Origin of the sequence: Dermabacter sp. (assembly GCF_032550575.1) — a bacterium.
Taxonomy (GTDB): domain Bacteria; phylum Actinomycetota; class Actinomycetes; order Actinomycetales; family Dermabacteraceae; genus Dermabacter; species Dermabacter hominis.
Genome location: NZ_JAWFZC010000005.1, coordinates 302,569 through 328,658, shown reverse-complemented (window position 1 = coordinate 328,658; position 26,090 = coordinate 302,569). Strand labels below are relative to the sequence as shown.

Here is a 26,090-nt window from a genome sequence, read left to right as displayed (position 1 = left end):
AAACAATCAACATTACGCTGACCATCCAGAAATTGAACAAGAAATTCAATGTTCCTGCCAAAAAAATTGGCATCAATAAACAGACACACTATTGAGATATCAAACAACACACGCACACCCCACTCACCCCATTTTCGTGGGGCCCGCGAGGAGCTGATGTTCGCCGGAAGTTCACTCGACCTCTCGGCGCGAGTCACTAGCTTAGCAACCCTTTCCGACCCGGTCAAGTTGACTCACCGTGTTTCGTGCCACTCTTTACCGGATGCTCACCCGGGGTTCGTGCACGATCTTCACGGCGGCCACTTTCGGCCGCGGCTGGAAGTCGAATTTCTTCGGCTTCGCGAACCAACGAACAACGACATTACGCGACCCCACACCCCTGGTCAAGCCACATGGGCGCACGCGTGCTCACCGCCACAATGCAAAGCGCCTGCGGCCCTCAGCGAGGGGGCAGCAGGCGCTAGATAGGCGAGTTCAGCAGCAGTTCACCGCGTGCTCAACTTGCAACTTTCACCATGGCGGCATTCTTCTTTCCACGCCGCAGCAGCAGGTAGCCACCGGCAAGCAGGGTGTACGCGCCTAGCTCGGTCTCAAGAACGTCGACGTCGCCCGCAATCTTTTCGCCATTAACCGAGAGGCCCCCTTCCTTGAGCGCCCTCCGCACTGCGCCGTTCGAGTTCAAAAGCTCGGTAGCTGTAAAGGCCTCGACGATGTTCGCCGTCGCGGGAAGCTCCACACACGGAAGCTCCCCTGCGATCACGGCAACCGTCGGACCATCGAGCTCACGCACATCTCCGCGCCCAAACAGCACCGATGCCGCCGACTTCGCCTGGGCCGTGGCCTGCTCGCCGTGAACGAGGGTCGTCATATCGTCCGCGAGAAGCTTTTGCGCCGCACGTTCATGCGGGCGCTCGGCCGTTGCCGACTCGACCGCTGCAATTTCTTCCTCGGGACGGAACGTAAAGTACCGCAGGTACTTGAGCACGTCGCGGTCGTCAGCTCCGAGCCAGAACTGGTGGAAGGCATACGGACTCGTGAGCTCGGGATCGAGCCACACGGCGCCGCCCTCGCTCTTACCGAACTTCGTTCCATCGGCCTTCGTCACGAGCGGGGTCGTGAGGGCATGCGTTTGCACGCCCTCGACTTTGCGGATCAGTTCTGCACCGCCAACGATGTTGCCCCACTGGTCATTTCCGCCGTACTGAAGCGTCACGCCGTAGCGTCGGTACAGCTCAAGGAAGTCCATCGCTTGGAGAATCTGGTACGAGAACTCGAGGTAGCTGAGGCCCTCTTCGGAGTTCAGTCGTTTCGCGACGATTTCCTTCGACAGCATCGTGCCCATGCGGAACTGCGAGCCGTAATCGCGAAGGAAACTCAGGACGTTGAGATCCTTGGTCCAGTCGTAGTTATTGACCATCGTGACCCCGAATTCGCCATCGGGATCGAGGAAGCGCTCAATCTGGCCGCGGAGCGACTCAACCCAGGTCGCCACGATGTCGGCCGAGTTCATTTTGCGCTCGCCCGACATGCGGGGATCACCCACGAGCCCCGTAGCGCCGCCGACGAGGGCGAACGGCTTGTTGCCCGCGAGCTGAAAGCGGCGCATGGTGAGGATCTGTGTGAGGTGCCCAACGTGGAGGGAGGACGCGGTCGGGTCAAAACCGCAATAGAGCTTGATCGGGCCCTCGTTTGCTGCGGTGCGGATCGCCTCGATCCCGGTCGAATTCACCAGCAGGCCACGCCATTCAAGCTCGTCAACGATGTTGACCATCGTGCCTCTCCATTCCTTTCGTCAGGGCGGCTCTCACACACCGCGCATCTTCTCCACAGTAGCGCACGCCCCCTAGAGAGGCTTCGCGAACTCCCGCAGTTCGCTCGAGGTCACTTTTGCGTGTCGAAGCTGGGTCGCGACGCTTTTTCGCCCCGTTCCCCCTTTCGAGGAACGCGAGTCGATCGATCCGAGGGTTGTGAGAACGCCGCGCACCTCGGGCTTGAGAGAGGGCGAGACCGACGCGAGATCCTCGTCGCTCAAGTCCCACAGCTCTTCGCCTCGCGATTCTGCGAGTTGGACGCATCCGCCGGAAATCTCGTGAGCCTCGCGGAAGGGAACTCCCTGGCGCACGAGCCATTCGGCGATATCTGTTGCCAGGGCAAAACCGCGCGGCGCGAGATACGCCATTCGTTCGGTGTTGAAGGAGAGGGTACGCACCATGCCCGCGAATGCTGGCAGGAGCAATTCGAGCTGGTCGGTCTGATCGAACATCGGCTCCTTGTCTTCCTGCAGGTCGCGGTTGTAGGCAAGGGGCATCGCTTTGAGCGTTGCGAGCAGCCCGGCGAGATCGCCGATGAAGCGACCGGCCTTGCCGCGCGTAAGCTCGGCGACGTCGGGGTTCTTCTTTTGCGGCATGATCGATGATCCGGTCGAATAGGCGTCGTCCAGGGTCACGAAGTCGAATTCCTTCGTGTTCCACACGATGATCTCTTCAGACAGTCGCGAAAGGTCGACTCCGAGCATCGTGAGACACCACGAGTACTCGGCGTACACATCGCGCGCGGACGTGCCGTCAATCGAGTTTTCGCTCGCCGCATCAAAACCTAGTTCGACCGCTACTGCCTCGGGGTCAAGCCCGAGTGACGATCCCGCGAGGGCGCCCGAGCCGTAGGGCGAGATCGCTGCGCGCGCGTCCAGGTCACGTAGCCTCTCGACGTCGCGCATGAGCGGCCACGCGTGGGCGAGAAGGTGGTGCGCGAGTAACACGGGCTGGGCGTGTTGAAGGTGGGTGCGGCCCGGCATGGGAGCCTCGGGGTATTCCGACGCTTGCTGAATGAGCGCGTCTACGACATCGAGCGTGAGTGCCGCAATCACGCGGGCGTGGTCGCGAATATACATGCGCCCAAGGGTCGCGACTTGGTCGTTGCGTGAACGGCCCGCGCGAAGCTTCCCTCCGAGGGCCGGGCCAGCGATTTCAAGGAGGCCTCGCTCGAGGGCGGAGTGGACGTCCTCATCGCTCACGTGTGGCGTAAATTCCCCGGTTTCAACTCGTCGCCCGAGCTCGTCGAGGGCCGCGAGCATGTCGCGAAGCTCGCTCTCACTCAAGAGCCCCGCGCGTGCAAGGACGCGCGCGTGCGCCCTCGAGCCGCGCACATCGTACGGCGCGAGGCGCCAGTCGAAGTCGGTGGACTTGGACAGGGCGGCCATGACGTCGGCGGGACCGGAGGCAAAGCGTCCACCCCACAGGGCGACGCGATCGACGGATTCCTCCGGCGCATCTGTGCGCCTGTGTGTCTCGTGTGTATCGCTCACGTGTCTCACTCCTCGCTAGCGCCGACGTTAGCCTCGAGGGAGGGTGCGTTGCCGAATTTTTCATCGCGAGCCGTTGCCTGCTTCGAGCCGAGACCGTAGATCTCAATGAAGCCTTTCGCATGCGATTGGTCGAAGGTGTCGCCTTCGTCGTAGGTCGCGAGATTGAAGTCGTAGAGACTGCTGTCGCTGCGGCGACCGGTTACCGTCGCGCGGCCGCCGTGCAAGCGCATGCGAATCTCGCCACTCACGTAGCGCTGGGTGTCGTCGATGAAGGCCTCGAGTGAGCGCTTGAGGGGGCTAAACCACTGGCCGTCGTATACGAGATCAGTCCAGCGGTCCTGCACCTCTCGCTTGAAGCGCCCCTGCTCGCGCTCGAGGGTCACACGCTCGAGTTCGCGATGCGCCTCGATGAGCGCCATCGCTCCCGGGGCCTCATAAATCTCGCGCGACTTGATACCTACGAGTCGATCCTCGACGATGTCGATGCGGCCAATTCCCTGAGCTCCAGCACGGCGGTTCATCTCTTGGATCGCTTCGAGCGGACCCACTGCACGAGAGTCGATCGCGACCGGGATGCCGCGCTCGAACGTCACGACGAGCTCATCGGCGACCGGTGGAAATGCCGGGTCATCCGTGTAGTTGTACACGTCTTTCGTCGGCTCGTTCCAAATATCCTCGAGGAACCCGGTTTCGATCGCGCGTCCCCATACGTTCTGGTCAATGGAGAACGGGTTGTGCTTCGTCGTGGTGATCGGAAGGTTATTTTTCTCCGCGTAGTCGATTGCCTTGTCGCGAGTGAGTGCGAGGTCGCGCACGGGTGCGATGCACTGAAGTTCCGGGGCGAGCGAGGTAATTGAGACCTCGAATCGCACCTGGTCGTTACCCTTACCGGTGCAGCCATGGGCGACGGTGCTCGCACCGTATTTCTTCGCGGCCTTCACGAGGTGTTTTGCGATCACGGGGCGCGAAAGGGCGGAAACGACCGGATACGCGTCCATGTACAAGGCGTTCGCTTTGAGGGCGGGCATGCAGTATTCGCTCGCGAACTCCTCACGTGCATCGGCGACGTATGCTTCGACGGCTCCGCAGTCCAGTGCACGCTTGCGGATTACTTCGAGGTCTTCACCTCCCTGGCCAACATCCACCGCGCACGCGATGACGTCAGCGCCCGTGGCATCGTGGATCCAGCCGATAGCCACGGATGTATCGAGACCGCCTGAGTAGGCAAGAACGATGCGTTCTGTCATGGGATTTTTCCTCCTATGTCGAGTGGATCGGGGTGGCTCGCATCCGTGTTCTACGTGTGGTCGTCGGCTGTTATCCGGCGACCGTCGGCGAGCTCGCGCAGCGTAGACGCGAGTTCGCGCCCCTGCGCTGCGCCGCGAGCGACGATGAGGATCGTGTCGTCTCCCGCAACCGTGCCGAGGATCGAGGGAAGCACGGAGTGATCCAGTGCGCTCGCGAGATACTGTGCCGCCCCGGGCGGCGTGCGCACGACCACCAGGTTGTCGCTCGCCTCCGCGCTCACGAGCAGCTCTTCCGCAAGGCGTTGAAGCCTCGCCGCGTAGTGTTCTTGCGAGGGTGGGCGTCGCAAACTGTGAACCCGCTCGCCTCCTTCGGGAGGGAGCATGTACACGAGAGAACCGGAGCTCGAGCGCACCTTTTCGGCACGCAGCTCCACGAGGTCGCGCGACAGCGTCGCCTGGGTAACGCTCACGCCGTCTTTCTCCAAAAGCGCGAGAAGAGCGGTTTGCGATGTGACCTCGGTGCGGTTCAGGATGTCGACGATCTTGCGTTGGCGCGAGATCTTGGTCTGCGGTTGCTGCGGCTGATCGCTCATCGATGTCCTTTCATGCCGAGGGTCCTCGCGCGGGCGGCACACCGCGCATCACCAAAGCATTCTATTGCAGTCGCATGCATGACTATACATAAAAAGCCTGAGCCCCGCCGCTCAATGCAAGCGACGGGGCTCAGGCCGACTGCTTACCCGCGAGGGGCGAAGTCCTTAGGCGCGCAGCTCACCCCCCACGGCCGATTCAACCGCGGCGATGGCTCGGGCACGAATCTCGTCGATCTCGGCGCCCTTGAGCGTCTTCTCATGAGGCCTAAGTCGCACGGCGAATGCGAGCGACTTCTTGCCCTCAGGGACCTGGTCACCGCGGTATTCGTCAAAGAGGCGAACCTCTTCCGCAACATCGCCAATCCCCACGATGAGGGCCGCACGCACGGCCTCGGCAGGCGTGTCGTCATTCACGACGAACGCAAAATCTTCCTTGGCGATCGGGAACGTCGAGATCGGCTCCGCCGGCACCACGGCGGGTGCGGACTCAATCACGGCTTCGAGATCAAGCTCAAACGCAGCCGCGTTCTTCGGAAGACTGAACGCCTTGATGACCGCCGGGTGAAGCTCGCCGGCAATGCCCACACGCTCCCCCTCGATGGTCGACAGGATCGCCGTGCGACCCGGATGGAAAGCACTCGCCGTTCCCTGTTCGACCACGAGTTCGGTACCGGCAGCGGCAGCGACGCGACGCGCGAAGGCAATCGCATCGGCCCAGTCCCATGCACGAGGCTTGGTCAACGGTCCCGCAGCAGTGATGGGGCCGCCCGCCACGAGAGCAACGTGGCGATCTTGCTTTGCGAGCGAGGAAGCGATCTCCTCCAACTCGGCATCGCTGGGACGTGAGGAAGCGCTCGGCAGCGGAACGCGTTCGCCTCGCTTTTCGAAAACGAGACCGGACTCGAAGACCGCAACCGAATCCTCGCCGCGCGCGAGATTGCGCTGGGCAACGGGAAGAAGAGTTTCGAGAATCGCCGTTCGCATGAGCGGTTCATCGTCAGCGAGCGGATTGAGCAGTCGCACCGCATTGCGCAGCGGAGAATCCTCCGGCAAACGAAGCTTCGCGAAAGTTTTGTCGTTCGTGAACGGGAAGCTCACGACTTCGGTCGCGCCCGCCTCAGCGAGGGCATTTGCGACCGCACGCCTCGCCCGCTGGGCGCGAGTGAGGCCGCGCCCGCCGGGGGCCGACGGCAGCCTCGACGCAATCGCGTCATAACCCTCGAGCCGCGCAATTTCCTCGACGAGATCCTCGGGGATGCGAAGATCGCCGCGCCACGTGGGCGGAACAACCGTGAGAGTTTCCTCTCCGTTGTCTCCGCCGGCGGCGGAGGAAACGGTGCAGCCGATCTTCTCGAGCGATCCGACGACCTGCTCACGCGTGTATGCAACGCCCACAACACGCTCCGCGTAGTCAAGAGGCAGCGAAATCTCGGTCGCGACCTCCTTTCCGGCGCGCGCGTGCGTTCGGTTCGAGTCAAGCGTTCCACCGCCGTACTCGACGAGGAGCTGGGCGGCACGCCGGGCTGCAACCTCCACCAGCGCAGGATCGACCCCGCGCTCGCCACGCTTGCCGGCCTCGGACACGAGCTTGTGGCGGCGCGCGGTGCGCGCCTGAGTCGTCGGGTCGAAATGCGCAGCCTCAATCACGACGTCGACGGTCGAGGAGTCGACCTCGGTTTCGCTTCCGCCCATGACGCCCGCGAGCGCGACGGGACGTGCGCCGTGCCCGCCGGTCGAGTCCGCCACCACGAGGTCCTCGGGGTGAAGCGTGCGGGCCTTGTCGTCGAGAGTAGTGAGCACCTCGCCTTGCTTAGCGCGGCGCACCACGATCGGTTCCGTAAGCTTCGCGGCATCGAACATGTGCAGCGGCTGGCCGAGATCGAGCATGACGTAGTTGCCGACGTCGACGATGAGCGAGATCGGGCGCATGCCAGCGAGCGAAAGACGCTGCTGCATCCAACGAGGGCTAGGAGCCGAGGTGTCCACGCCGTTCACGCGCTGGGCGACATAGGAGGTCGCGCCGACGTTGCCGCGGATCGGGGCGTCATCTTCGAGGAGGACCTGAATGCCCTCACCGCTTGCCTCGGGCACCTCGATCTCAAGGGCGGGGTCGGTGAAGCGCGCCCCGGTCGCGTGGGAGTACTCGCGTGCAACGCCTCGCATCGAGAAACAGTAGCCGCGATCGGGCGTCACGTTGATCTCAACGACTTCCTCATCGAGGCCAAAAAGGGCGATCGCGTCATCGCCAGGCTTCGCTTCGATACCGTCGGCGATCCCGCGGCCGAGAACGATGATGCCGTCCTCGGGATCCTCGCCGAGGCCCAGCTCGCTGGTCGAGCAGATCATGCCGTCGGAAATGTGACCATAGGTCTTGCGTGCCGCAATCTCGAAGTTCCCGGGAAGAACGGTTCCGGGAAGTGACACCACGACGAGGTCACCTTCGACGAAGTTGTGCGCACCGCAAATGATGCCGCGGCTCGGCACTTCTTCGCCGGGCTGCGGATCTTTCGGGTTGTCGAGTGCTTCATTGTGCGCGTCGCCAACGTCGACGCGGCACCAATTGACGGTCTTACCGTTTTTGTGGGTTTCTTTGACGAGGTTCAAGACGCGGCCCACGACGAGGGGCCCCGTAACCTGAGCGCCAAAGATACCTTCTTCCTCGAGGCCGACGGAGACGAGCGAGGCTGCGACAGCCTCGGCGGTAGCGCCATCGGCAAGCTCAACGTGTTCGCCGAGCCATGAAAGGGGAATGCGAGGCATTGCTCAGATCTCCGTTCCGTAGTGCTGGGAGAAGCGCACGTCGCCCTCCACGATGTCGTGCATGTCCGTTACCGAGTTGCGCAGCATGAGGATGCGCTCAATTCCGAGGCCGAACGCGAAGCCGCGGTATTCACTCGGATCGATCCCGCAAGCGCGAAGCACAGCGGGGTTGACCATGCCGCAGCCGCCCATTTCAATCCAGCCCGTTCCGCTGCACACGCGGCACGCGGGATCCGCATCGGCATCGAGACCGTTCTTCGCCTCGCATTTGAAGCATCGGAAGTCCATCTCGGCGCTCGGTTCGGTGAACGGGAAGTATGAGGGTCGCAGACGCGTGATCGGCTTGCCGCCAAACAGAGCCTCGGCGACTTTGTCGAGCGTGCCCACGAGATCCGCCATCGTCAGATCCCGGTCAATCGCGAGCCCCTCGACCTGGTTGAACACGGGGGCGTGGGTGGCATCGAGTTCATCGGTACGGAAAACTTTGCCGGGGCAGGCGATGTAGAGGGGAACGCCGCGCTCAAGCAACGTGCGCGCTTGAACGGGAGAGGTGTGCGTTCGCAGCACCTGACCGCTTCCTTCGGGCGCCACGTAGAACGTGTCTTGCATCTGGCGCGCAGGATGGTCCTCGTCGAAGTTGAGCGCGTCGAAGTTGAACCACTCGGCTTCGATCTCTGGGCCTTCCGCGATTTCCCAACCGAGGCCAACAAATACGTCCGCGATGCGGTCCTGGAGGATTCCGAGTGGGTGGCGTGCACCGCGCGGAAGCCGGTCAACTGCTGTCGTGACATCCACGCGATCCTTCGCGAGCGCCTCGGCTTCCTCCTTCTCGGCGATCTCCTTCGAGCGCGCCGCGAGTGCCTGCTGCACGCGCCCCTTGGAACCGCCGATGAGCTTGCCAGCAGCGGCTTTCTTCTCGTTGGGTAGATCCTTAATGCCGCGGTTCGCGCGTGAAAGCGGGGAATCGTCCCCGACATGGGCGATGCGCACCTGCTTGATCTCGGCCGACGTCGTGGCCTCCGCAATCGCGGCGAGCGCAGAATCGACCGCGCGCGCGATCGCCTCCTCGCTCATGTCCACACTGTTCGTCACATCTGACACGAATTCTCCACATCCTCACGTTGACACAGCACGCGCGCATGCCCGCACTCGATCGCCGCTGGCATCGGATACATACGCGGGGTGCACGTTCTTTGCATTAGTAATGATACGTGGGCGATACGGTGGGGCTTGCACGCCCTCTCAGCGCAAAGCTCCGCACCTGGCGGCGCACGCGCACCCTTCCGGGCGTTCCCCCGCGCCTTGAACCGCGCGACAACAGAAAGGCTCCCCTCATGCCCACGACAGTCCAAGGACTCGTCTCCTTCGCCGCACATGAACCCGCGGAGGTCGTCGACATTATGATTCCCGAGCCCGGCCCGCGCGACGTGATCGTCGACGTGAACACGTGCGGGGTGTGCCATACCGATCTCGCCTACCGCAACGGAGACATCACCGACGACTACCCGTTTCTGCTCGGTCACGAGGCAACCGCAGTCGTAAGTGAGATCGGCGAGGATGTCACCCACGTCGAGGTTGGAGACACCGTCATCCTTAACTGGCGCGCCGTGTGCGGGCAGTGCCGCGCATGCAAAAAGGGCGAGCCGAAATACTGCTTCGACACCTTCAATGCCTCGAAACCGATGACCCTCACCGACGGCACCGAACTCACGGCCGCCCTCGGCATCGGCTCCTTCGCCGAAAAAACCCTCGTTCACGAACTCCAGTGCACGAAGGTCGATCCCAATGCCGATGCGGCAGCCGTCGGCCTCCTCGGATGCGGCGTCATGGCCGGAATCGGCGCGGCGCTCAACACGGGCGAGGTCCAGCGTGGTGAGTCGGTTGCGGTGATCGGCGCGGGTGGCGTCGGACTCGCCGCCGTTGCCGGCGCAAAACTCGGTGGCGCCACCACGATCATCGCTCTCGACCTCGACGACAAGAAGTTTGACAAAGCACGCGCCCTCGGAGCCACCCACACGGTTGCCACGAAAGGGCTCGAACCCGAGGAGGTTGCCGAAAGAATCCGGGAGCTCACGGGCGGCTTTGGTGCCGACGTCGTCGTCGATGCCGTCGGTATCCCCGCCACGTACACCGCAGCCTTCTACGGGCGCGACCTCGCGGGGCGTGTTGTCCTCGTCGGCGTACCAAACCCGACCGCCGAAATCACGCTGCCCCTGATCGACGTGTTCAGTCGGGGCGGCTCCCTCAAGAGCTCGTGGTACGGGGACTGCCTGCCCGAGCGCGACTTTCCTTACCTCGCTGATCTCTTCGCACAAGGCCGCCTGCCCCTCGACGAATTTGTGAGCGAACGCATCGCGCTCACGGATGTCGAGGGCGCTTTCGAGCGCATGAAGGGCGGCACCATCCTCCGCAGCGTCGTGGAAATGCCACGCGCCTAGATCCAACCCTCACGCACATCACCGAAAAAGGACTTCACCATGAACCTCCGAATCGACCATGCCGTCACCGAGGGCACATTCACCCTCGACGGCGAGACATTCGACGTCGCCAACAACGTGTGGGTCGTCGGCAACGACGAGGACTGCGTCGTGATCGACGCTCCACACGACATCGACATCATTGAAAAGCTCGTGGGCGAGCGTACGCTCCTCGCGATCCTCTTGACGCATGCCCACGACGACCACGCGCGTTTTGCCCCTAAGCTCGCCGAGCGCTTTGACGCACCGATGCTCCTGCACCCGGGCGATAAGAAGCTGTGGGCACTCACCCACGGGGATCTCGAATGGGATGCCGACCTTGAGGACGGCGACGCTTTCAGCATCGCCGACCACGAGCTCAACGTCATCCACACGCCCGGGCACTCCCCCGGGTCGGTGTGCTACCTCCTGCGCAGCACCACCGAAGGCGAGCCCGATCAACTGTTCTCCGGCGACACGCTCTTCGAAGGGGGCCCCGGCGCGACCGGACGCTCCTACAGTGACCGAGGGCAAATTGAAGACAGCATTCGCGAAAAGCTCTTTAGCCTCGACGACGCGACCATCGTTCACACGGGCCACGGCCCGGATACAACGATCGGCGCCGAGCGTGAGCGCGCGAAGGGCGACTGGCTCTAAACGCGCCTCACGCCGCGATTATCGCGAAGCGAGCTGGTCGAGGGTCTCCTCGACCAGCTCTTTTTCTCGCGCTCCATACGTGCCAGCGAAAGCGCTGAGCGCCTCTCGGCCCGGCGGCATACCGTGCGCGGCAGCACCCGCAACGCGCGCAGCGGCGACGAGCTGCGCAAAATCGAGAGCCTCCCCGAGCTCACGCCCCGCGACCACCGCGGTCACGAGCGCCGCCACGAGCGTGTCCCCCGCTCCCGTCGCATTCGCGCGCTCGACGACAAACCCCGGCCTCTCGAGCACCTGACCGCGACCCGCATCGATCGCGACAAGCCCCTTTCGGCCACGAGACACCACGACGAGCTCCACCCGATCGGCAAGTGCGCGCGCGGCCTCGAGCGCGGAATCGGTGCGTGTGTAGCGTTTGGCTTCCTCGTCATTTGGGCAAAACGCGTAGCAATGCTCGAGGTGGCGCAAGATCGCCGGATCCCACGCGCCCGAGTCGTCGTGGCCAACGTCGGCCCAGATTCGCGTGCCGCGCTCCCGCTCCCCCGCAAGCAGAGGCATGGTGTCGCGCTCGAGCGAGACCGTGAGGTGCTGCGCTTGCTCGGCAAGAACATGCTCGGTCGTCGCAAGCGGAGCGCTCGGCAGGCCCCCCGTGTAGAACATGCGATCGCCTTCGTACGGGATCGCCGCTGTACACGGAACATCCCAGCCCGCGCGCCTCACGCTCGCTCCGAGTCCCACACCGTCGGCCTCGAGCATCGGCTCGACGAGTCGGGAAATGGGCCCTTCACCAAGCTCGGTTCCGAGCGTGACGTCCATATCGAGCGCCGCCGCGGCACGCGCAACGTTTGCCGCGCCTCCAACAGCGAGGGCAACGGACTGCGTATGGCACTCCTCGCCAAGCTCCGGGAGCTGGGTGAAAGGCGTGAAAAGGACATCGAGGAACACAGGTCCCACGCATGCGAGATCACGAAGCGATAGGGTCGTTGGTGCCGCATCGTTGCAGGCTAGATCTTGATTCAGGTTCGTCACGTAAAAAGGCTATGGCGCGCACGGGCGCCCGTCAAAGACGCGAGTGCACCTGTCGCACTCGTTCACACCACACCCATGAGGAGGCCCTCACATGAAACTCACGCTGCTCGGTGGAGGAGGCTTCCGCGTCCCGCTCATGGTTCGCACGCTCCTCAAGGACAGCTCCGAACAGCGGGTTCGCGCCCTCACCCTGTGGGATGCGAATGAGGAGCGTTTGCGCACGATGGCGCGGATCGTCGAGGCCATGACCGCCTCGGTGCCCCACGCGCCGAGCGTACGCATCGCTACTGACATGCGCGATGCAGTGCGCGGAGCCGATTTTGTTTTCAGTGCGATTCGCGTCGGCGGCACCGATGGCCGCGCGCAGGACGAGCGCATCGCGCATTCGTGCGGCGTGCTCGGCCAGGAGACGACGGGCTTCGGCGGCCTGAGCTACGCACTTCGCGGTATTCCCGTGGCGAGGGCCATCGCGGAGGCAATCCGCGAAGAAGCCCCAAGCGCCTACCTCATCAACTTCACGAACCCCGCGGGAATCATTACCGAGGTCTCGAGCGAGATTCTCGGTGACCGCGTGATCGGCATTTGCGACTCCCCCGTGGGCCTCGCCCGCCACGCCCTCACAGCACTCGAAGATGCCGGCGAGGTCGATACCGGCACGAGCAGCCGCATTTTCGAAACCGGCGGTCCGGTACACATCGACTACCTGGGCCTCAACCACCTCGGTTGGGTGCACCGCATCCTCGTGAACGGCCGCGATGTTCTCCCCACGGTTCTCGAGCGCCCCGACCTCATTGAATCGTTCGAGGAGGGCAAGCTTTTCGGCGCCAAATGGGTTCAGCACATTGGCGCGCTGCCGAACGAGTACCTACACTACTACTATTACGCGCGCGAGGCTCGCCTTGCCGACGACCGCGCGGAAGCAACGCGCGGGATCTTCCTCGCCGCCCAGCAGGCCGACTTCTATCGCGAAGCCGCGCAGCTCGACGGGCACGCGGCATTCGAGGCATGGAACCGCACGCGTGAAGAGCGCGAAGAAACGTATATGGCGACGAACCGCGAAGCCGCGGGTGGAATCGAGCGCGAGGCCGCGGACATCGAATCGGGCGGTTACGATCGCGTTGCGCTCGCCGTGATGAAGGCCCTCGCCTTCGATCAGGCGACCGAGCTGATCGTCAACACGCCCAATAGGGGCCGCATTCCGTCGCTCCCGGACGATGCCGTCGTCGAAGCTCCGTGCCGCATCGACTCCAAGGGCGCGACGCCACTGGACGTCACCGGGCTCACGGGCCACCAGCTCGCACTCGTCACCCAGGTAAAGAACGCCGAGCGCACCGTAATCGCTGCTTCCCGCGAGGGAAGCGCCGATCTGGCCGTCGAGGCGTTCTTCTCCCACCCGCTCGTCGACGGCGTCGGTGTCGCGCGCGAGCTGCTCGCGAAGGCCAAAGAAAGCTTCGCCGAGGACCTCGCCTACCTACGCTGAGCGGAATCAGACTCATCGCCTACGTGCGTGCCCTCGCCATCCTGTAGGGCACGCAAGTAGGCGTTGTAGTTTTCGAGCTCAGCCCCACCGTCGCGCTCCGCCTTGCGGTCATAGTTACGGGCCGCCCTCTCTTCGCTGCGCGACCACTGGATTCCCGCGATGAGGGCATAGAACGCCGTGGGGACCTCGCTGATACCCCACATGATCGAGCCGCCCGCAAATTGCTGACGCTCAAGTTCAGCGCGCGGGAACATATTGAGAAGCGTGTACCAATCTCCGCCGATGAGCCAGGTCGCGCTCACGACAGCGATGCCAAAGAAGGCGTGGAACGTGAGCGTCACAAGCAGCGTGACGAGCTTGAGTACGGGGCTTATGGGCTTTTGGGCGGGGTCGATGCCGATAATCACCCACGCAAACAGGTAGCCCGCAAGGAGGAAGTGGACGGTCATGAGGAGGTGACCGACGTGTTCGAACATCGCCCACGTGAAAAACGGGGTGAAATAAAACAGCACGAGCGAGCCCGCGAAGAGGAAACCCGCAATCGGCGGGCTTGAGACGACGGTCGCGTAGCGCGTGTGAAGGATCGCGAGGATCCACTCGCGCATGCCGCGCGAGCCGTCGCTCCTGGGCGTCGCGGCCCGGCTGAGCATCGTGACCGGCGCGCCGAGTACGAGAAGCGGCGGGACAATAACCATGAGCGCCATGTGCTGGGTCATGTGGGCATCGAAGCGCACGCGCCCGAACGCGGCCGCACCACCGCTCATCACCCAGAAAAGTGCGAGACACCCCGCAAGCCAGAAGATCGTGCGCGAGTGCGGCCAGTGGTCTCCGCGTGCACGCAGACGGGCAAGCCCCAGGAGGTAGAGCACGGCAAAGAGAGCAGCAACGCCCGTGAACATCCAGTCCATCTGCCATACGGTGACGAGGCTCAGGAGGGAGAACTCGCCGCTCGGAGGCTCGTATCCCACGAGAGAAAGTACGCGATAGGTCTCGGGCGGCACGTACTGGGGTACGGGCGGCTCGGAACGGCCGAGGGCACTTGAGGCGCCGAGAATGACGGCAGCAATGAGCACCTCCACGCGCGCGAGGCGAGCGAAAGCGCGGCGGGCTGCGCGCTCGACATGCGCGTGGGCCGGTCCGACGGTTCCCTTCATCCTGTCGCCGCGCGCGACGGAGGTGTAGGTATTCACAAGCGGGGTGAGCGCGCGGCGCCGTTGCGCGTACCCAATCGCGGCGATGGCAACCGTAAGCAGGGCCTTGAGAAGCACGAGCCATCCGTAGCGAGTGGTGACGAATTGCGCGGGGTTTTCCAGCCGGATCGCGGCGTTGATGATCCCGGAATAGACGAGCGCGAGGATGGCAAAGAGAGCCCACGGGCTATAGCGCTTGAGCCACGTTGCGAGAGTCGCGGTATCGGTTCGGTGTGCTTCGGCAAGAAACACGAGGAGCGGACCGAGCCACGTGAGAACGCCAAGGAGATGCGCGATCATGGCGTTGACGGCGTTGAGGTGGTCGGTCGAGTTGCCGGCGTGCCCGAGGAAGCCGAGGGCGATGACGCTCAGGGCAAGCAGGGCGGTCAGCCACCCTGCTCCGCGCAGGTGCCTCGTGAGGGCGCCGATTCCCGCGGATAGGAGCGCGAAGACGAGGGCCCACACGGTGGCGCGCCCCAGGTCGGTCCTCCATATGAAGTATCCGAGCTGCTGAGGGGACATCGACCCCCGCGCGTTGGCGTACGTGAGATAGGTGCCGAGCGCGAGGAGCAGCCCGTAGCCGAGGGTGAAGCGTACGGCGAGCCGGCGCTGCCGATCCTGCATATCGCTCAGACGAGGGCTCTTGTGGCCGCGCGTGCGGCCGACGCCCGGTTGAAAGAGGCTTAGCGTGAGGGCATAGCCGAAGGCGAGGGCAAGCGCGAGGTATTCGGCGCAGTTGACGGCGACGACAAGGTCGTTGGTAATGGTGCCAAACGTGCTCGCAAGCGGTCCGTTTGCTTCACCGGTGAGGGTGAGGCCAAGGACCCCGGCGAGACCACCGGCAACAATGACGAGGACGCTCAGGGGCAGGAGAGTGCGCGAGAGTCCTTTCACCGCGCACCTGCTCGTGCGCGCGCCGACTCGAACAAACACAGGGTTGTGGCCGTTGCAAGGTTGAGAGATTCGGCGCTCCCGTAAATCGGGATGGCCACGCGAGCATCGGCCGCCTCGAGCGTTGCCGCGTCAAGACCGTGGGCCTCGTTGCCCATGAGCCACGCGAGGCGCTCGGGAGGAGTCCAGTCAAAAAGATTCTGCGCACCGCGCGGGCTCGTCGCTGCCGTTGCGATGCTGCGAGAGCGCAGCGCATCGAGGAGTTCCCCCATGGGGACCTTGCGGGCAAAAGGAACGTGAAAGAGGCTTCCGGCACTTGCGCGTACAACCTTGGGCGCGAGCGGGTCGACAGAGCCCTCGGAAAAGAACACGGCGTGGGCACCGGAGGCGTCGGCCGTGCGCATGACGAGCCCGGCGTTACCGGGGTCCTGAAGGCGCTCGCACACGACGATCGTCACGGGCCCCGTCCCCTGGGCATCGAGCAGATCACGCCAGTCACGCTCCACACTTCGCGCAACGGCGATGGCACCCTGAGGATTTGTGACGCTCTGATGGCCCTGCTCGCGCACCATGGCCTCAATGACGTCGGGGGTGACGAGGCGCGGGCGCGCGCCGACCGTCTCAGCAAGCTGCTCGAGCTCCGGATGTGCGTCGCGCGCTTTTGTCGTCAGGTAGAGCTCGTCGAGGATGCCATCCCGCCCCTCGGCTCTGTCGCGAGCTTCGCGTTCGAGGAGTGCGCGTATCGCTTGGGGCCCCTCCACCCGGAATCGACCTTCGCGCTGACGCACTGAGCGCCCGGAAAGGGCGGCGATTTTTCCGACACGCGCACTGCGCGGCGTCAGCATCGCACCCTCCGGGCGCTCAGAGTGTGTCATTGGGTAGATCAGGCTACCGGTGCGTTGACGTCCTTCGGGAGGGCGTTCTTCGCGATGGTCACGAGCTGGGCGAAAGCAGCCGAGTCGTTCACGGCGAGTTCGGCGAGCATACGGCGATCAACCTCGACACCCGCGAGGCCGAGGCCCTGGATGAAGCGGTTGTAGGTCATGCCGTTGGCGCGTGCCGCAGCATTGATGCGCTGGATCCAGAGGCGACGGAAGTCGCTCTTGCGAACCTTGCGATCGCGGTAGCTGTAGGTACCCGAGTGGAGCACCTGCTCCTTCGCCTTGCGGTACAGGCGCGAGCGCTGACCGCTGTAACCGGAGGCCTGTTCGAGGATCTCCCTGCGCTTTTTCTTGGCGTTGACCGCCCTTTTCACGCGTGCCACGTGATTCTCCTTTGGTCGAAATGAAAAGTCTTATGGGGTGCTGAAAACTCAGCGGCCAAGCATGCGCTTGAGGTTCTTGACGTCGCTCTTGGCAACGTCGGTCACGCCGGCGAGGCGGCGCTTGTGGCGCGAGGTCTTGGCCTCGGCCTTGTGGTACGCGTTTGCGCGTTGGCGCTGCAGCTTGCCGGAGCCGGTGATGCGGATGCGCTTCTTCGCACCGGAGTGCGTCTTGTTCTTCGGCATAGTGCCTGTTCTCCTTCTGATTAAGCGCCCTATTCGGCGCTGGCTTCCTTCGCTGCGGCCTTTTCCGCATCGCTCTTGCGCTTGCGGGCTTCGGCGCGAGCCTGGGACTTCTTCTTGTGCGGCCCGAGCACCATGACCATCGTGCGGCCATCGACGCGCGGGTGGGATTCGACGAAGCCTGCTTCAGCGACGTCCTCAGCCATTCGCTGCATGAGCTTCATGCCCATTTCGGGGCGCGACTGCTCACGGCCGCGGAATCGAATCATGACCTTGACCTTGTCGCCACCGTTGAGGAACTTCTCGACGTTGCGCTTCTTGGTCTCGTAGTCGTGCGTGTCAATCTTGAGGCCCATGCGAATTTCCTTCTGCTGGGCATTGACCTGGTTCTTGCGCGCCTCGCGAGCTTTGAGCTTCGCTTCGTATTTGAACTTTCCGTAGTCCATGAGGCGTGCGACCGGTGGGTTCGCACCCGGAGCAACCTCGACGAGGTCGAGATCGGCTTCGTTCGCGAGCCGCAACGCGTCTTCGATACGGACTTCCCCGACCTGTTCACCGTTGGGCCCCACAAGAAGGACCTTGGGCGAGCGGATCTGCCCGTTGATTCGCTGTTCGCTGATGACTGCTCCTCACACAATAGAAATGCCTGGAACATCAAAAAAGGCCCCCGTGCATGCGGAGGCCCAACTCACGCGAGGGTGCGTGAGTCTCGTACTGACCCGGCAGCCTCGGCCGCTCGGGTGGGAGTGGGCTCCACTTGTAAGGGAACGCGAATGTTCCGAACAACAACGTTAGCAGGCGGCGCGATTGTGCGGAAGGGATGGCCGCGCCCGTGTGGCAGGCCTTACAAGCCCGACGCCACCCATCCCCTACGACTTTCCCGTTCGCCACACTTCTCACACATCACCAATTAAGAAATCCTGATTTTGCATAATCGGCGCGGCCTCTGTAAGGATAGGGCAGCCTTACCTCAGTCGATGAGCGACCGAGGACGACACAGAAAAGAGACTCTATGACGTCCATGACGCGCCGACAGCTCGGCCTCTTCACCCTTGCCGCGTGCTCCACGGGCGCCCTCGCCTCGTGCAGTGGCGACTCGACAAAGCAGGACGCCCGGTCGTCAAGCGACGCGAGCGGCACCCGCACCGTCACCGACGCTCGCGGCAAAGTGGACGTTCCCGTATCACCGAAACGCATTGGTGCAACCGACAACCGGATCTTCCGCAGCCTCGAGGCATGGGGAGTCGACCTGGTCGTCGCGCCGCGCCAGCTCATGCCGAAGGGCATTTCCTACAAGGATGACGAGAACATTCTCGATTCGGGATCACACCGCGAACCCGACCTCGAACAGTTCGTCGCTGCCGATCCCGATCTCGTTCTCAATGGCCAGCGCTACGCGCAGTACTACGAGGACATCAAGGCTCTCGTGCCAAACGCGGCGATCGTCGACACCGACATCGACACTGAGAAGAAACCGCTCGACGACGAGCTCAAGCGCCAGATCACACTCCTCGGCGCCACCCTCGGACACGAAACCGAAGCGCAGAAGCTCATCGAGGCTTTCGAGGCCGCCATCGAGCGCGTCAAGACGGCATATTCCACCGACAACACGGTCATGGGGCTCATTACCTCGGGCGGAACGATCAATTATGCGGCTCCCAAAACGGGCAGGGCCGTAGGCCCCCTGTTCCCCGTCCTGGGCCTCACTCCCGCGCTCGAGGTCGAAGGCACGAGCGATCACCAGGGCGATGACGTCTCCCTTGAAGCCATCGCCTCCGCGAACCCCGACTGGATCATCGTCATGGACCGCGACGCGGCCGTCGCCGCCGACGAGGAAGGTTACAAGCCCGCCGCCGAACTCATCGAGAACGCTGAAGCCCTCGCGCACGTCACGGCCATCACCGAAGGTCACGTCGTGTACATGCCCTCGAACTTCTACATCACCGAGGACATCCAGGCCTACACGGAATTCCTCGAGACCTTCGCGGACGCTCTCGAGTCGAAAAAGAGCTGACGCACAAAGGACTGCATGAGTGTGACAGAAGCCGCCCCACCGGCGGAGCGGAGAAGGCCCGCGAGCGGAACCTCGCTCGCGGGCCCTCGACGCAATCGCATCGCCCTGATCGTCGCTCTCTTCGCGACCCTCGCCCTTCTCGTGCTCTCACTTTTCGTGGGCGTCTACGACATCACGGGTGGCGATCGTGGATGGGACATCTTCCTCATCACGCGCGTCCCACGAACGCTTGCGCTCGTGCTGTCGGGCAGCACGATGGCGATGTGCGGCCTCATCATGCAGCTGCTCACGCAAAACAAGTTCGTTGAGCCCTCCACGACGGGCACGACCGAGTGGGCGAGTCTCGGCCTCATAGCCGTGATGATCCTCTTCCCTACGGCAGGGCTCGTTCCCCGCATGGTCGGTGCGATCATCTTCGCGCTTATCGGCACCCTCGTATTTTTTGGGTTCCTCGAGCGCGTAAGCCTCAAGAGCTCTCTCATCGTGCCCATCGTCGGCATCATGCTCGGCGCTGTCGTCGGGTCACTGACAACCTTTATTGCCCTCGAAACCGACACGCTGCAAAGCCTCGGCATCTGGTTCACGGGAAGTTTCACGGGTCTTGTCCGCGGCCGCTACGAGCTTCTCTTCCTCGTGCTCCTCGTTCTCGTCGCGGCGTTCATCGTCGCGGATCGCTTCACGGTCGCGGGCCTCGGCAAGGATGTCGCCACTAACGTGGGCCTCAACTATCGCGCCGTCGTTTTTCTCGGTGTCTTCCTCGTCGCAGTGGCCACCGGAATTGTCACCGTGATCGTGGGGCGCCTGCCCTTCCTCGGCCTCATCGTCCCGAACATGGTCTCAATGATCCGCGGAGACGATCTGCGCTCAAACCTTCCCTGGGTCATGCTGCTCGGGGTGTGGGTCGTGACGGTCTGCGACCTCATCGCACGCACGATCATCGCCCCATTCGAGATGCCCGTGAGCGTCGTGCTCGGCATCATCGGCGCGGCAGTTTTTCTCGCCCTTATCGTGAGGAGGAACCGTCGTGGACGATAGCACCCGCGAGCCCACCCTCCATCCGAGCGCGGCAACTCTCAAGGATCCCTCGCTCGCGACCGTCACCGACATTCGCGACGTCGAGAAAGCACAGGAGCAGCGCACACACAAGGGCATTCCCAATCTGCTGGCAACCGTCGGACCAGCGCGCGTAAGCGCGTGCGCTCCCGAACGGCACTCCGGTCCCTTCATCACCCGTTCCTCACGCACCCGATACGCGCTCCTGCTCGCGAGTCTCGCCACGATCGCGGTGCTGACGACCACCGGAATCTTGGCGTGGAACAACCCGCTGCCCTTCGGAAGCGAGGGTTTCTGGCGGATCGCGACGATGCGCGCGAGCGCGATCGTCGTCATGGCGGTGGTCGCCACGTGCCAGGCATTCGCCACCATCGCCTTCCAAACGGCGACGGCGAACCGCATCATCACGCCCTCGATCATGGGCTTCGAGTCGCTGTACGTCCTTTTGCACACGTCCGCGGTATTTTTCCTTGGCGCGGCGGGGATTACGCAGCTCACGGGTACCGGGCAGTTCTTCCTTATGGCGGCCCTCATGGTGGGCTTCTCCGGGCTCTTGTACGGCTGGCTGCTCAACTCAAAGACGGGCAGCATTCACGTCATGCTCCTCGTGGGAATCGTCCTCGGCGGCGGCCTGGGCTCGCTCTCAACGTTTATGCAGCGGCTGCTTGATCCGAGCGACTTCGACATCCTCACAACCCGCATGTTCGGCAATATCTCAAACGCCGAACTCACCCACCTCCCGTTCGTGATCCCGATTGTCGTGCTCACCGCAGCACTGTTGTTCGCTTACTCGCCTCGCCTCAACGTTCTCGCACTCGGGCGCGAAACGGCGACCAACCTCGGCGTTCACCACAAGCGCGCAACGATCCTCGTGCTTCTTCTCGTCTCGATTCTCATGGCGATGACGACCTCGCTCGTCGGCCCGATGACCTTCCTCGGCTTCCTCATCGCCGCCCTCACCTATCAGCTCACCGACACCTACGACCACCGGCTCCTGTTTCCCGCGGCAATCCTCATCGGCTACGACGTCATGACGCTCGCCTACTTCATCCTCCGGCACGTCTTTAACGCGCAGGGCGCGGTCACCGTCATCATCGAGCTCATTGGCGGGCTCGCGTTTTTGCTGTTCATTCTCCGAAAGGGGCGCCTGTGATTCGCGTAGAGAACCTCACGAAAAACTATGGGCAGGGCGTACAGATCGGTCCCGTCAACGTCGAGATTTCGAGCGGCCTCACCGCTCTCGTGGGCCCGAACGGCGCGGGCAAATCTACTCTCCTGACCATGATTGGCCGCCTGCTCGAGCCGGATTCGGGCACGATCACGATCGACGAGCGCGATATCGCTACGATGCCCTCGCGCGAGGTCTCGACGATGCTCGCGATCCTCCGCCAAGACAATCACTTCGTCACTCGCCTCACGGTGCGCCAGCTCGTCGCTTTTGGTCGCTTCCCGTATTCGCGTGGCCGGCTCACCGTCAAAGACGAGCGAATCGTGTCCGAAGCGATCGATTTCGTGAACCTCACGCCGCTCGAGAATCGCTTTCTCGACGAGCTTTCGGGAGGCCAGCGCCAGCGCGCATACGTCGCGATGGTGCTCGCGCAAGACACCGAATATCTGCTGCTCGATGAACCACTCAACAACCTCGACATGCAGCACAGCGTGCAAATGATGAAACAGCTTCGTCGCGCGAGCGACGAGCTGGGGCGCACGGTCGTGATCGTCGTGCACGACATCAACTTCGCGGCCCATTACGCGGACCACATCATCGCGATGAACGACGGCAAGGTCACTGTCCAGGGCTCGCCCACCGAAATCGTGTGCGGCGAGACCCTCTCGCGCGTGTTCAAGACCGACGTCGACGTCGTCGACGGACCGCGCGGGCCGCTCGCCGTCTACTTTTAAGCCTGCCGGGCACGCCACCCGAGGGAGAAAATCCGGCGGGCGGGCCGGGAATCAGGGCACGTCAGGCGGCTACCTGGACCGTTTTGGGGCCGACGGTCGCCTAGGCCGCCTCGATGCCGAGTTCTTTCGCGGCGCGCGCCCTCACGCGTGAGCGATGCACGCGCATGGCCACGAGCCCGCACACGGCGACGACGAGACCGAAAGCACCCGCGGAAAAGAACGCCGCGCCGGCGCCACCCGCGTCGATGACGACGCCCACGATCGGGCTGCCAAGGCTCGAGCCGATCGTCATGGCACTGCCGTGCCAGCCCATGGCCTCGCCGCGCGCAATCTCGGGAACGCGCCGCGAGATCGCTTCGCCCGTTGCGGCGATGCTCGGCGCGATCCCGAGCCCGGATATGAAGCACAGGATGAAGGCCGTGGGAAGGTTCGATACAAGCGCGATGGGCATGGTCACGATCGACAGCCAGAACAGCACCCACAGCGGGTGAAGATCGTTTTTCATGGCGCCGTAGGCGAGGCCACCGATCGCGCTGCCGAGGCACCAGATCGCGACGACGGGGCCGATGAAGTCTTTGTGATCGAGTTCTTCCATGAGGGCAACGATGCCCAAGTCCCCGGTGACGAGGATGACGCTGCCCACCGCCGTCGCGATGAGGATCGCGATGCCGCCGAGCGAGAGGAGTTGCCTGCGCGCGAGGGAGCGGGCTTCGTCGAGCGCTCGCGACGTTTCGGGAGAGGTCTCGTCGAGGTCGGCCTGGGACAGAGCGGTGATTTGACCGGTTTGTGTGTTCTCGAAGGCGATGCGCTCAGCGACCGCTGCGGGCGAGCGCTCGAGGCCGCTCTCAGCAACTTCGAGCGGCTCGGGCATACGTGTGGGCAGCACGATCTGCTCGCTCGAGAGGGGCGGGTCAACGATCATGAGCCCGATGCCGGCGATGACAACCGCGCCGCCGATCACCCACATCGCCACGTACGAGCCCCACGTGAAGACAAGGACGGTTCCCGCAGCCGGGCCGAGCATGAACACGAACTCGGTGATAACGGAGTCCAGAGCGAACGCGGATTTACGGATTTTTGCGGGGATGACGACCGAAAGGGAGGTACGCACGATCGAAAAGACCGGGATCGAAAACAGCCCCGCAACAAAGACCGCTGGGAGGAGAAGTCCGAACGGCAAAAACGGCGCGATCGCCCAAAAGGCGAGGTTGACGATGATCGGCGGGATGAGGGTGCGCGCAAGCCCCTTCGTATCCATGAGCCGCCCTCGCCACGGCGCCGAGATCGCTGCACCAAGGGTCGAAGAGGTCACGACGAGGCCGGCCATCATGTAATTCTGGCCGAGGCTCATGACGGTGTGGAGCGTCAGCACGAGACCCGTTGCAGAAAACGGGAAGCGTGCGAGGAACCCAAGGAGATAAATGGAGGGTGCCTTGGGAACCTGGAGAACCTCGCGGTACGTCGAAAGAGCCACCAGACGATCCTATCGCCGCGCGGGGATCACGGTGATTTTCAGGGAACTGACTCGCTCCGCGATGACCTGGGAGTGGGCGAGGTAGGTGTGGACCCGCGCCATGAGTGCATCGAGCTCTGCTTGCTCGAGGCCGGGAGTGAGGCCGAGCTTCAACTCGACTTCGCGCTCCTGCCCTGCCAGCACTTCGGCACCCTCAACTCCGTCGATGGCAGCCACGAGCGCCTCAATTTCGTCGAGCACCGTCGAGTCTTTGTAAGGCGCGCACCAACGCCTGCCCTGCGCGATTGCCCAGAGCGCCGATCGGCGAAGAACGAGCGGTGCGCCGTCGCGTCCGAGGTCGAGGGCGAGGCACGTGCACCCCTCGGCGACGGCCGACTGAGCTGCCTGTTCGAGCACCATCGGCACGGGTCGGGCCTCGGGACTCCACGCGGATAGAGCCGCGGCGCTTGTGAACACGGGAAGCGCCATGTGCCCATCGCGCAGTTGAAGCTTGAGCATAGCCATGTCGGAGGCGTTATCGGCGTGCAGCCCGCTCGCTGTTGTCGCGGTCTCGGTTGCGATCGCTTGGATTGGAATGAGCACACGCGTGCCGGCTAGGGCCTCGACGAGCTTTTCGCGTGTAGGGTCCTCCCCCGCATCGCACGCGTCGAGCGCCTTGGCGACACCCTCGTGTCGCTCCCCCACATCACCGGGGAAGTGTGAGGGCGTGAGGTCGCGCCCGTGCCACGGTGTTCCCGCGGTGTCCGCGCGCTGATCCTTCGTTGCGAAATGCGGGGGTAGCGTGCGCGCGACCTTGGGATCTTGTCTCCGAAGGCTCATTTTTTCCTTTCCGACGGTTGCTCGGCACCCTCGCTTTCGGCTCTCTGCACGCATGCGAGAGCCTCCGCGAGACCAAAGCGCCCTTCGAGGAGGGCACGGCCCATGATGGCACCCGCCACTCGGGTGTGGCCGGCAAGCCGCGCGAGCTCCTCGATGTCTTTCAGATCCGCGATTCCTCCCGATGCGATGAGTTCGGCGTCGGTCGCCCTCGAGACGCTCTCGAGGAGGGCAAGGGGCGGGCCCGAGAGAGCGCCGTCGCGATCGATCTCCGTGACGATGAGGCGAGCGCAGCCCGCGTCGTTGAGAAACGCGAGGATGTCCGTGAGCTCCCCGATGGGGTCCGCGCTTCCGCGAGGGTGAACGAGGGTTCCGCGCACGTCGACGCACACGGCGATACGCTCTGCGTGCATATCAATCGCCTCTCGCACAAAGCCACGGTCCGCGAGCGCGGAAGCGGAGAGATTGACGCGCGCACACCCGGTTGCGAGCGCCGTGGTGAGGGCATCGGGAGAGTCGATACCGCCCGAACACTGGGTGCGAACCCCGAGGTCCTGTGCGCCGCGCACGATCTCGGCGAGCAGCGTGTCATTGCTCCCTCTCCCAAAAGCCCGGTCGAGGTCAGCAAGGTGGATCCACGCGGCGCCGCTGCGCGCGAAGAGGCGCGCAGCCTCGGCTGGGTGCGGGCCGTCGTGCCCGCGCGGTGCGCGCGCGAGAGCCCCATCCGCGATGTCAATAGCGGGCAGAAGGGTGAGCTGAGACATGCTCCATCCCTAGCCCATCCGGATACGCCAAAAGGCGACGAGAACGCACGCGAGGCCAGTAACTGCGAGCGCGATGACAGCGAGAACCGGCTTCTTTTGCTTCGTGAACGAGTAGGCGCCGCCGAGGAGAATCCCTCCAAAGGCAAGCATGACGTAGGCGAGAATCACTTGCGTCGCCCGCCCGCGATCCACTTCACCGCTTCGAGGCGGCTGATGCTCGAGGGATCGTACGTCTCCTCGAGATCCTCGAGCGCATCGACGCCGAGGAGAAGATCCTCGACCTCCCCCGCGAGCGCGCCGAGCACGAGTGCCGGTGAGGTCTCCCCTTCGTTGCGACCCGCGCGGTAGCGGAACGCAATCATGCGATCACCGCGGCGCCAAAACATCACGACGCCTTGGCGCTGAAGCCCGAGGGACACGAGGCGGGCAAGCGTGTGTGCCTCTTCCTCATCCACGTGGCCCGTGAGGATCGCGCCCGTTTCCGCCTGCGCAGTGACGGCTCCCTCGGGAAACGGTGTGCGATCGTCTTCAGCGGCGAGCGCAAGACGCACCACGCCCGCGAGCGCCTTCGCCGACGCGAGTGGGGTTGCGACAATGGCGATCGGGGTAGGGGCTGCCGGGTCTTCGGCCGGCGCGGAATCATGGAGGGTCGAGAGATCGTCGGGGACCTCCACGTCATCGCCGCTTCCGCCGGGCGTCGCTGGAGTGGGGCCCGTGAGCGAGCCGGCGCTTCCCGGCGTGTTGGGTCCCGTTGGCTTGCGCAGACTGCCGGGAACCGCGTATCCGGTGGGCGGTTCGTCCCCTGAGCCTAGGATCGAATCGTCGATGTCGATCCCCCGCATCATCGCCTCGAACTCGGCATCGATTTTCGCCTTATCGCGATCGCTCTCGCCGTTCTCGCCGTTGCTGGGGGTCGCGGTCATCGTGCGGGCCTTTCGTCGACGTCGGTGGGCGGGTCC

General features: G+C 63.8%; 25 protein-coding genes. 7 read left to right on the top strand and 18 right to left on the bottom strand.

The features are described from left to right. The 7 genes from E6X30_RS07870 to pheS all read right to left on the bottom strand — a co-directional run. A partial coding sequence (locus E6X30_RS07870; RefSeq protein WP_316335992.1) for a hypothetical protein occupies positions 1-197 on the bottom strand: 197 nt, incomplete at its 3' end. Between the two features lie 299 nt (positions 198-496). Continuing rightward, a complete protein-coding gene (tyrS, locus tag E6X30_RS07865; RefSeq protein WP_070435824.1) occupies positions 497-1,771 on the bottom strand; it encodes a tyrosine--tRNA ligase in 1,275 nt (424 codons plus the stop codon). A 72-nt stretch (positions 1,772-1,843) separates the two neighbouring features. Continuing rightward, entirely contained in the window at positions 1,844-3,304 is a 1,461-nt protein-coding gene (argH, locus tag E6X30_RS07860; RefSeq protein ID WP_316335991.1) for an argininosuccinate lyase, read from the bottom strand. A 5-nt stretch (positions 3,305-3,309) separates the two neighbouring features. Next, a complete protein-coding gene (locus tag E6X30_RS07855; protein ID WP_316335990.1) occupies positions 3,310-4,551 on the bottom strand; it encodes an argininosuccinate synthase in 1,242 nt (413 codons plus the stop codon). A 50-nt stretch (positions 4,552-4,601) separates the two neighbouring features. Continuing rightward, the gene (locus tag E6X30_RS07850; RefSeq protein ID WP_061212217.1) at positions 4,602-5,144 is read right to left on the bottom strand and encodes an arginine repressor; all 543 of its coding nucleotides are present in this window, start codon (positions 5,142-5,144) and stop codon (positions 4,602-4,604) included. A gap of 165 nt (positions 5,145-5,309) precedes the next feature. Continuing rightward, positions 5,310-7,904, bottom strand: coding sequence for a phenylalanine--tRNA ligase subunit beta (gene pheT / locus E6X30_RS07845; RefSeq protein ID WP_316335989.1), 2,595 nt, complete (start codon positions 7,902-7,904; stop codon positions 5,310-5,312). A 3-nt stretch (positions 7,905-7,907) separates the two neighbouring features. Further along, positions 7,908-8,978: a phenylalanine--tRNA ligase subunit alpha gene (gene pheS, locus E6X30_RS07840; RefSeq protein WP_034374040.1), complete on the bottom strand. Its 1,071-nt coding sequence runs from the start codon at positions 8,976-8,978 to the stop codon at positions 7,908-7,910. A 260-nt stretch (positions 8,979-9,238) separates the two neighbouring features. On the opposite strand from pheS, the gene E6X30_RS07835 reads away from it, so the two are divergent. Continuing rightward, complete coding sequence (locus tag E6X30_RS07835) at positions 9,239-10,342, top strand: S-(hydroxymethyl)mycothiol dehydrogenase (protein ID WP_040386612.1); 1,104 nt, start codon at positions 9,239-9,241, stop codon at positions 10,340-10,342. Between the two features lie 39 nt (positions 10,343-10,381). Beyond that, on the top strand, positions 10,382-11,017 hold the full coding sequence (locus E6X30_RS07830; protein WP_016662958.1) for an MBL fold metallo-hydrolase: 636 nt from the start codon (positions 10,382-10,384) through the stop codon (positions 11,015-11,017). 18 nt (positions 11,018-11,035) lie between these two features. On the opposite strand, the gene E6X30_RS07825 is transcribed toward E6X30_RS07830, so the two are convergent. Then, positions 11,036-12,043, bottom strand: a complete 1,008-nt coding sequence (locus E6X30_RS07825; RefSeq protein ID WP_084813894.1) for a carbohydrate kinase family protein — start codon at positions 12,041-12,043, stop codon at positions 11,036-11,038. Positions 12,044-12,134: 91 nt separating this feature from the next. On the opposite strand from E6X30_RS07825, the gene E6X30_RS07820 reads away from it, so the two are divergent. After that, complete coding sequence (locus tag E6X30_RS07820) at positions 12,135-13,523, top strand: hypothetical protein (RefSeq protein WP_016662960.1); 1,389 nt, start codon at positions 12,135-12,137, stop codon at positions 13,521-13,523. Here E6X30_RS07820 and E6X30_RS07815 read toward each other — a convergent pair. From E6X30_RS07815 to infC, 5 genes are read right to left on the bottom strand one after another with little or no spacing between them, the layout of a single operon-like run. Then, positions 13,511-15,607, bottom strand: coding sequence for a cytochrome c oxidase assembly protein (locus E6X30_RS07815; protein ID WP_316335988.1), 2,097 nt, complete (start codon positions 15,605-15,607; stop codon positions 13,511-13,513). The genes E6X30_RS07820 and E6X30_RS07815 overlap by 13 nt on opposite strands. After that, entirely contained in the window at positions 15,604-16,479 is an 876-nt protein-coding gene (locus E6X30_RS07810; protein WP_040386323.1) for an RNA methyltransferase, read from the bottom strand. The genes E6X30_RS07815 and E6X30_RS07810 overlap by 4 nt, the downstream gene beginning before the upstream one ends. An 8-nt stretch (positions 16,480-16,487) precedes the next feature. Continuing rightward, positions 16,488-16,868, bottom strand: a complete 381-nt coding sequence (gene rplT / locus E6X30_RS07805; protein ID WP_016662963.1) for a 50S ribosomal protein L20 — start codon at positions 16,866-16,868, stop codon at positions 16,488-16,490. Between the two features lie 48 nt (positions 16,869-16,916). Continuing rightward, positions 16,917-17,111, bottom strand: coding sequence for a 50S ribosomal protein L35 (gene rpmI / locus E6X30_RS07800; protein WP_016662964.1), 195 nt, complete (start codon positions 17,109-17,111; stop codon positions 16,917-16,919). 29 nt (positions 17,112-17,140) lie between these two features. After that, on the bottom strand, positions 17,141-17,713 hold the full coding sequence (gene infC, locus E6X30_RS07795; protein ID WP_226998187.1) for a translation initiation factor IF-3: 573 nt from the start codon (positions 17,711-17,713) through the stop codon (positions 17,141-17,143). Positions 17,714-18,120: 407 nt separating this feature from the next. Between infC and E6X30_RS07790 the strand changes: the two genes are divergently transcribed. From E6X30_RS07790 to E6X30_RS07775, 4 genes are read left to right on the top strand one after another with little or no spacing between them, the layout of a single operon-like run. Further along, complete coding sequence (locus E6X30_RS07790) at positions 18,121-19,122, top strand: siderophore ABC transporter substrate-binding protein (protein WP_016662966.1); 1,002 nt, start codon at positions 18,121-18,123, stop codon at positions 19,120-19,122. Positions 19,123-19,137: 15 nt separating this feature from the next. Further along, positions 19,138-20,157, top strand: coding sequence for an ABC transporter permease (locus tag E6X30_RS07785; RefSeq protein ID WP_040386324.1), 1,020 nt, complete (start codon positions 19,138-19,140; stop codon positions 20,155-20,157). Further along, positions 20,147-21,328, top strand: a complete 1,182-nt coding sequence (locus E6X30_RS07780; protein ID WP_016662968.1) for an iron chelate uptake ABC transporter family permease subunit — start codon at positions 20,147-20,149, stop codon at positions 21,326-21,328. The genes E6X30_RS07785 and E6X30_RS07780 overlap by 11 nt, the downstream gene beginning before the upstream one ends. After that, complete coding sequence (locus tag E6X30_RS07775; protein WP_016662969.1) at positions 21,325-22,077, top strand: ABC transporter ATP-binding protein; 753 nt, start codon at positions 21,325-21,327, stop codon at positions 22,075-22,077. Before E6X30_RS07780 ends, E6X30_RS07775 begins: the two co-directional genes overlap by 4 nt. 100 nt (positions 22,078-22,177) lie before the next feature. Here E6X30_RS07775 and E6X30_RS07770 read toward each other — a convergent pair whose 3' ends face one another. From E6X30_RS07770 to E6X30_RS07750, 5 genes are read right to left on the bottom strand one after another with little or no spacing between them, the layout of a single operon-like run. After that, complete coding sequence (locus E6X30_RS07770) at positions 22,178-23,551, bottom strand: MFS transporter (RefSeq protein WP_061212228.1); 1,374 nt, start codon at positions 23,549-23,551, stop codon at positions 22,178-22,180. A 9-nt stretch (positions 23,552-23,560) separates the two neighbouring features. Beyond that, positions 23,561-24,370, bottom strand: a complete 810-nt coding sequence (locus E6X30_RS07765; RefSeq protein ID WP_070458902.1) for an SseB family protein — start codon at positions 24,368-24,370, stop codon at positions 23,561-23,563. Continuing rightward, a complete protein-coding gene (locus tag E6X30_RS07760) occupies positions 24,367-25,131 on the bottom strand; it encodes a HisA/HisF-related TIM barrel protein (protein WP_016662972.1) in 765 nt (254 codons plus the stop codon). Before E6X30_RS07760 ends, E6X30_RS07765 begins: the two co-directional genes overlap by 4 nt. Positions 25,132-25,140: 9 nt before the next feature. Next, on the bottom strand, positions 25,141-25,299 hold the full coding sequence (locus E6X30_RS07755; protein WP_016662973.1) for a hypothetical protein: 159 nt from the start codon (positions 25,297-25,299) through the stop codon (positions 25,141-25,143). Continuing rightward, a complete protein-coding gene (locus tag E6X30_RS07750) occupies positions 25,296-26,054 on the bottom strand; it encodes a hypothetical protein (RefSeq protein ID WP_016662974.1) in 759 nt (252 codons plus the stop codon). Before E6X30_RS07750 ends, E6X30_RS07755 begins: the two co-directional genes overlap by 4 nt. Between the last annotated feature and the right edge of the window lie 36 nt (positions 26,055-26,090).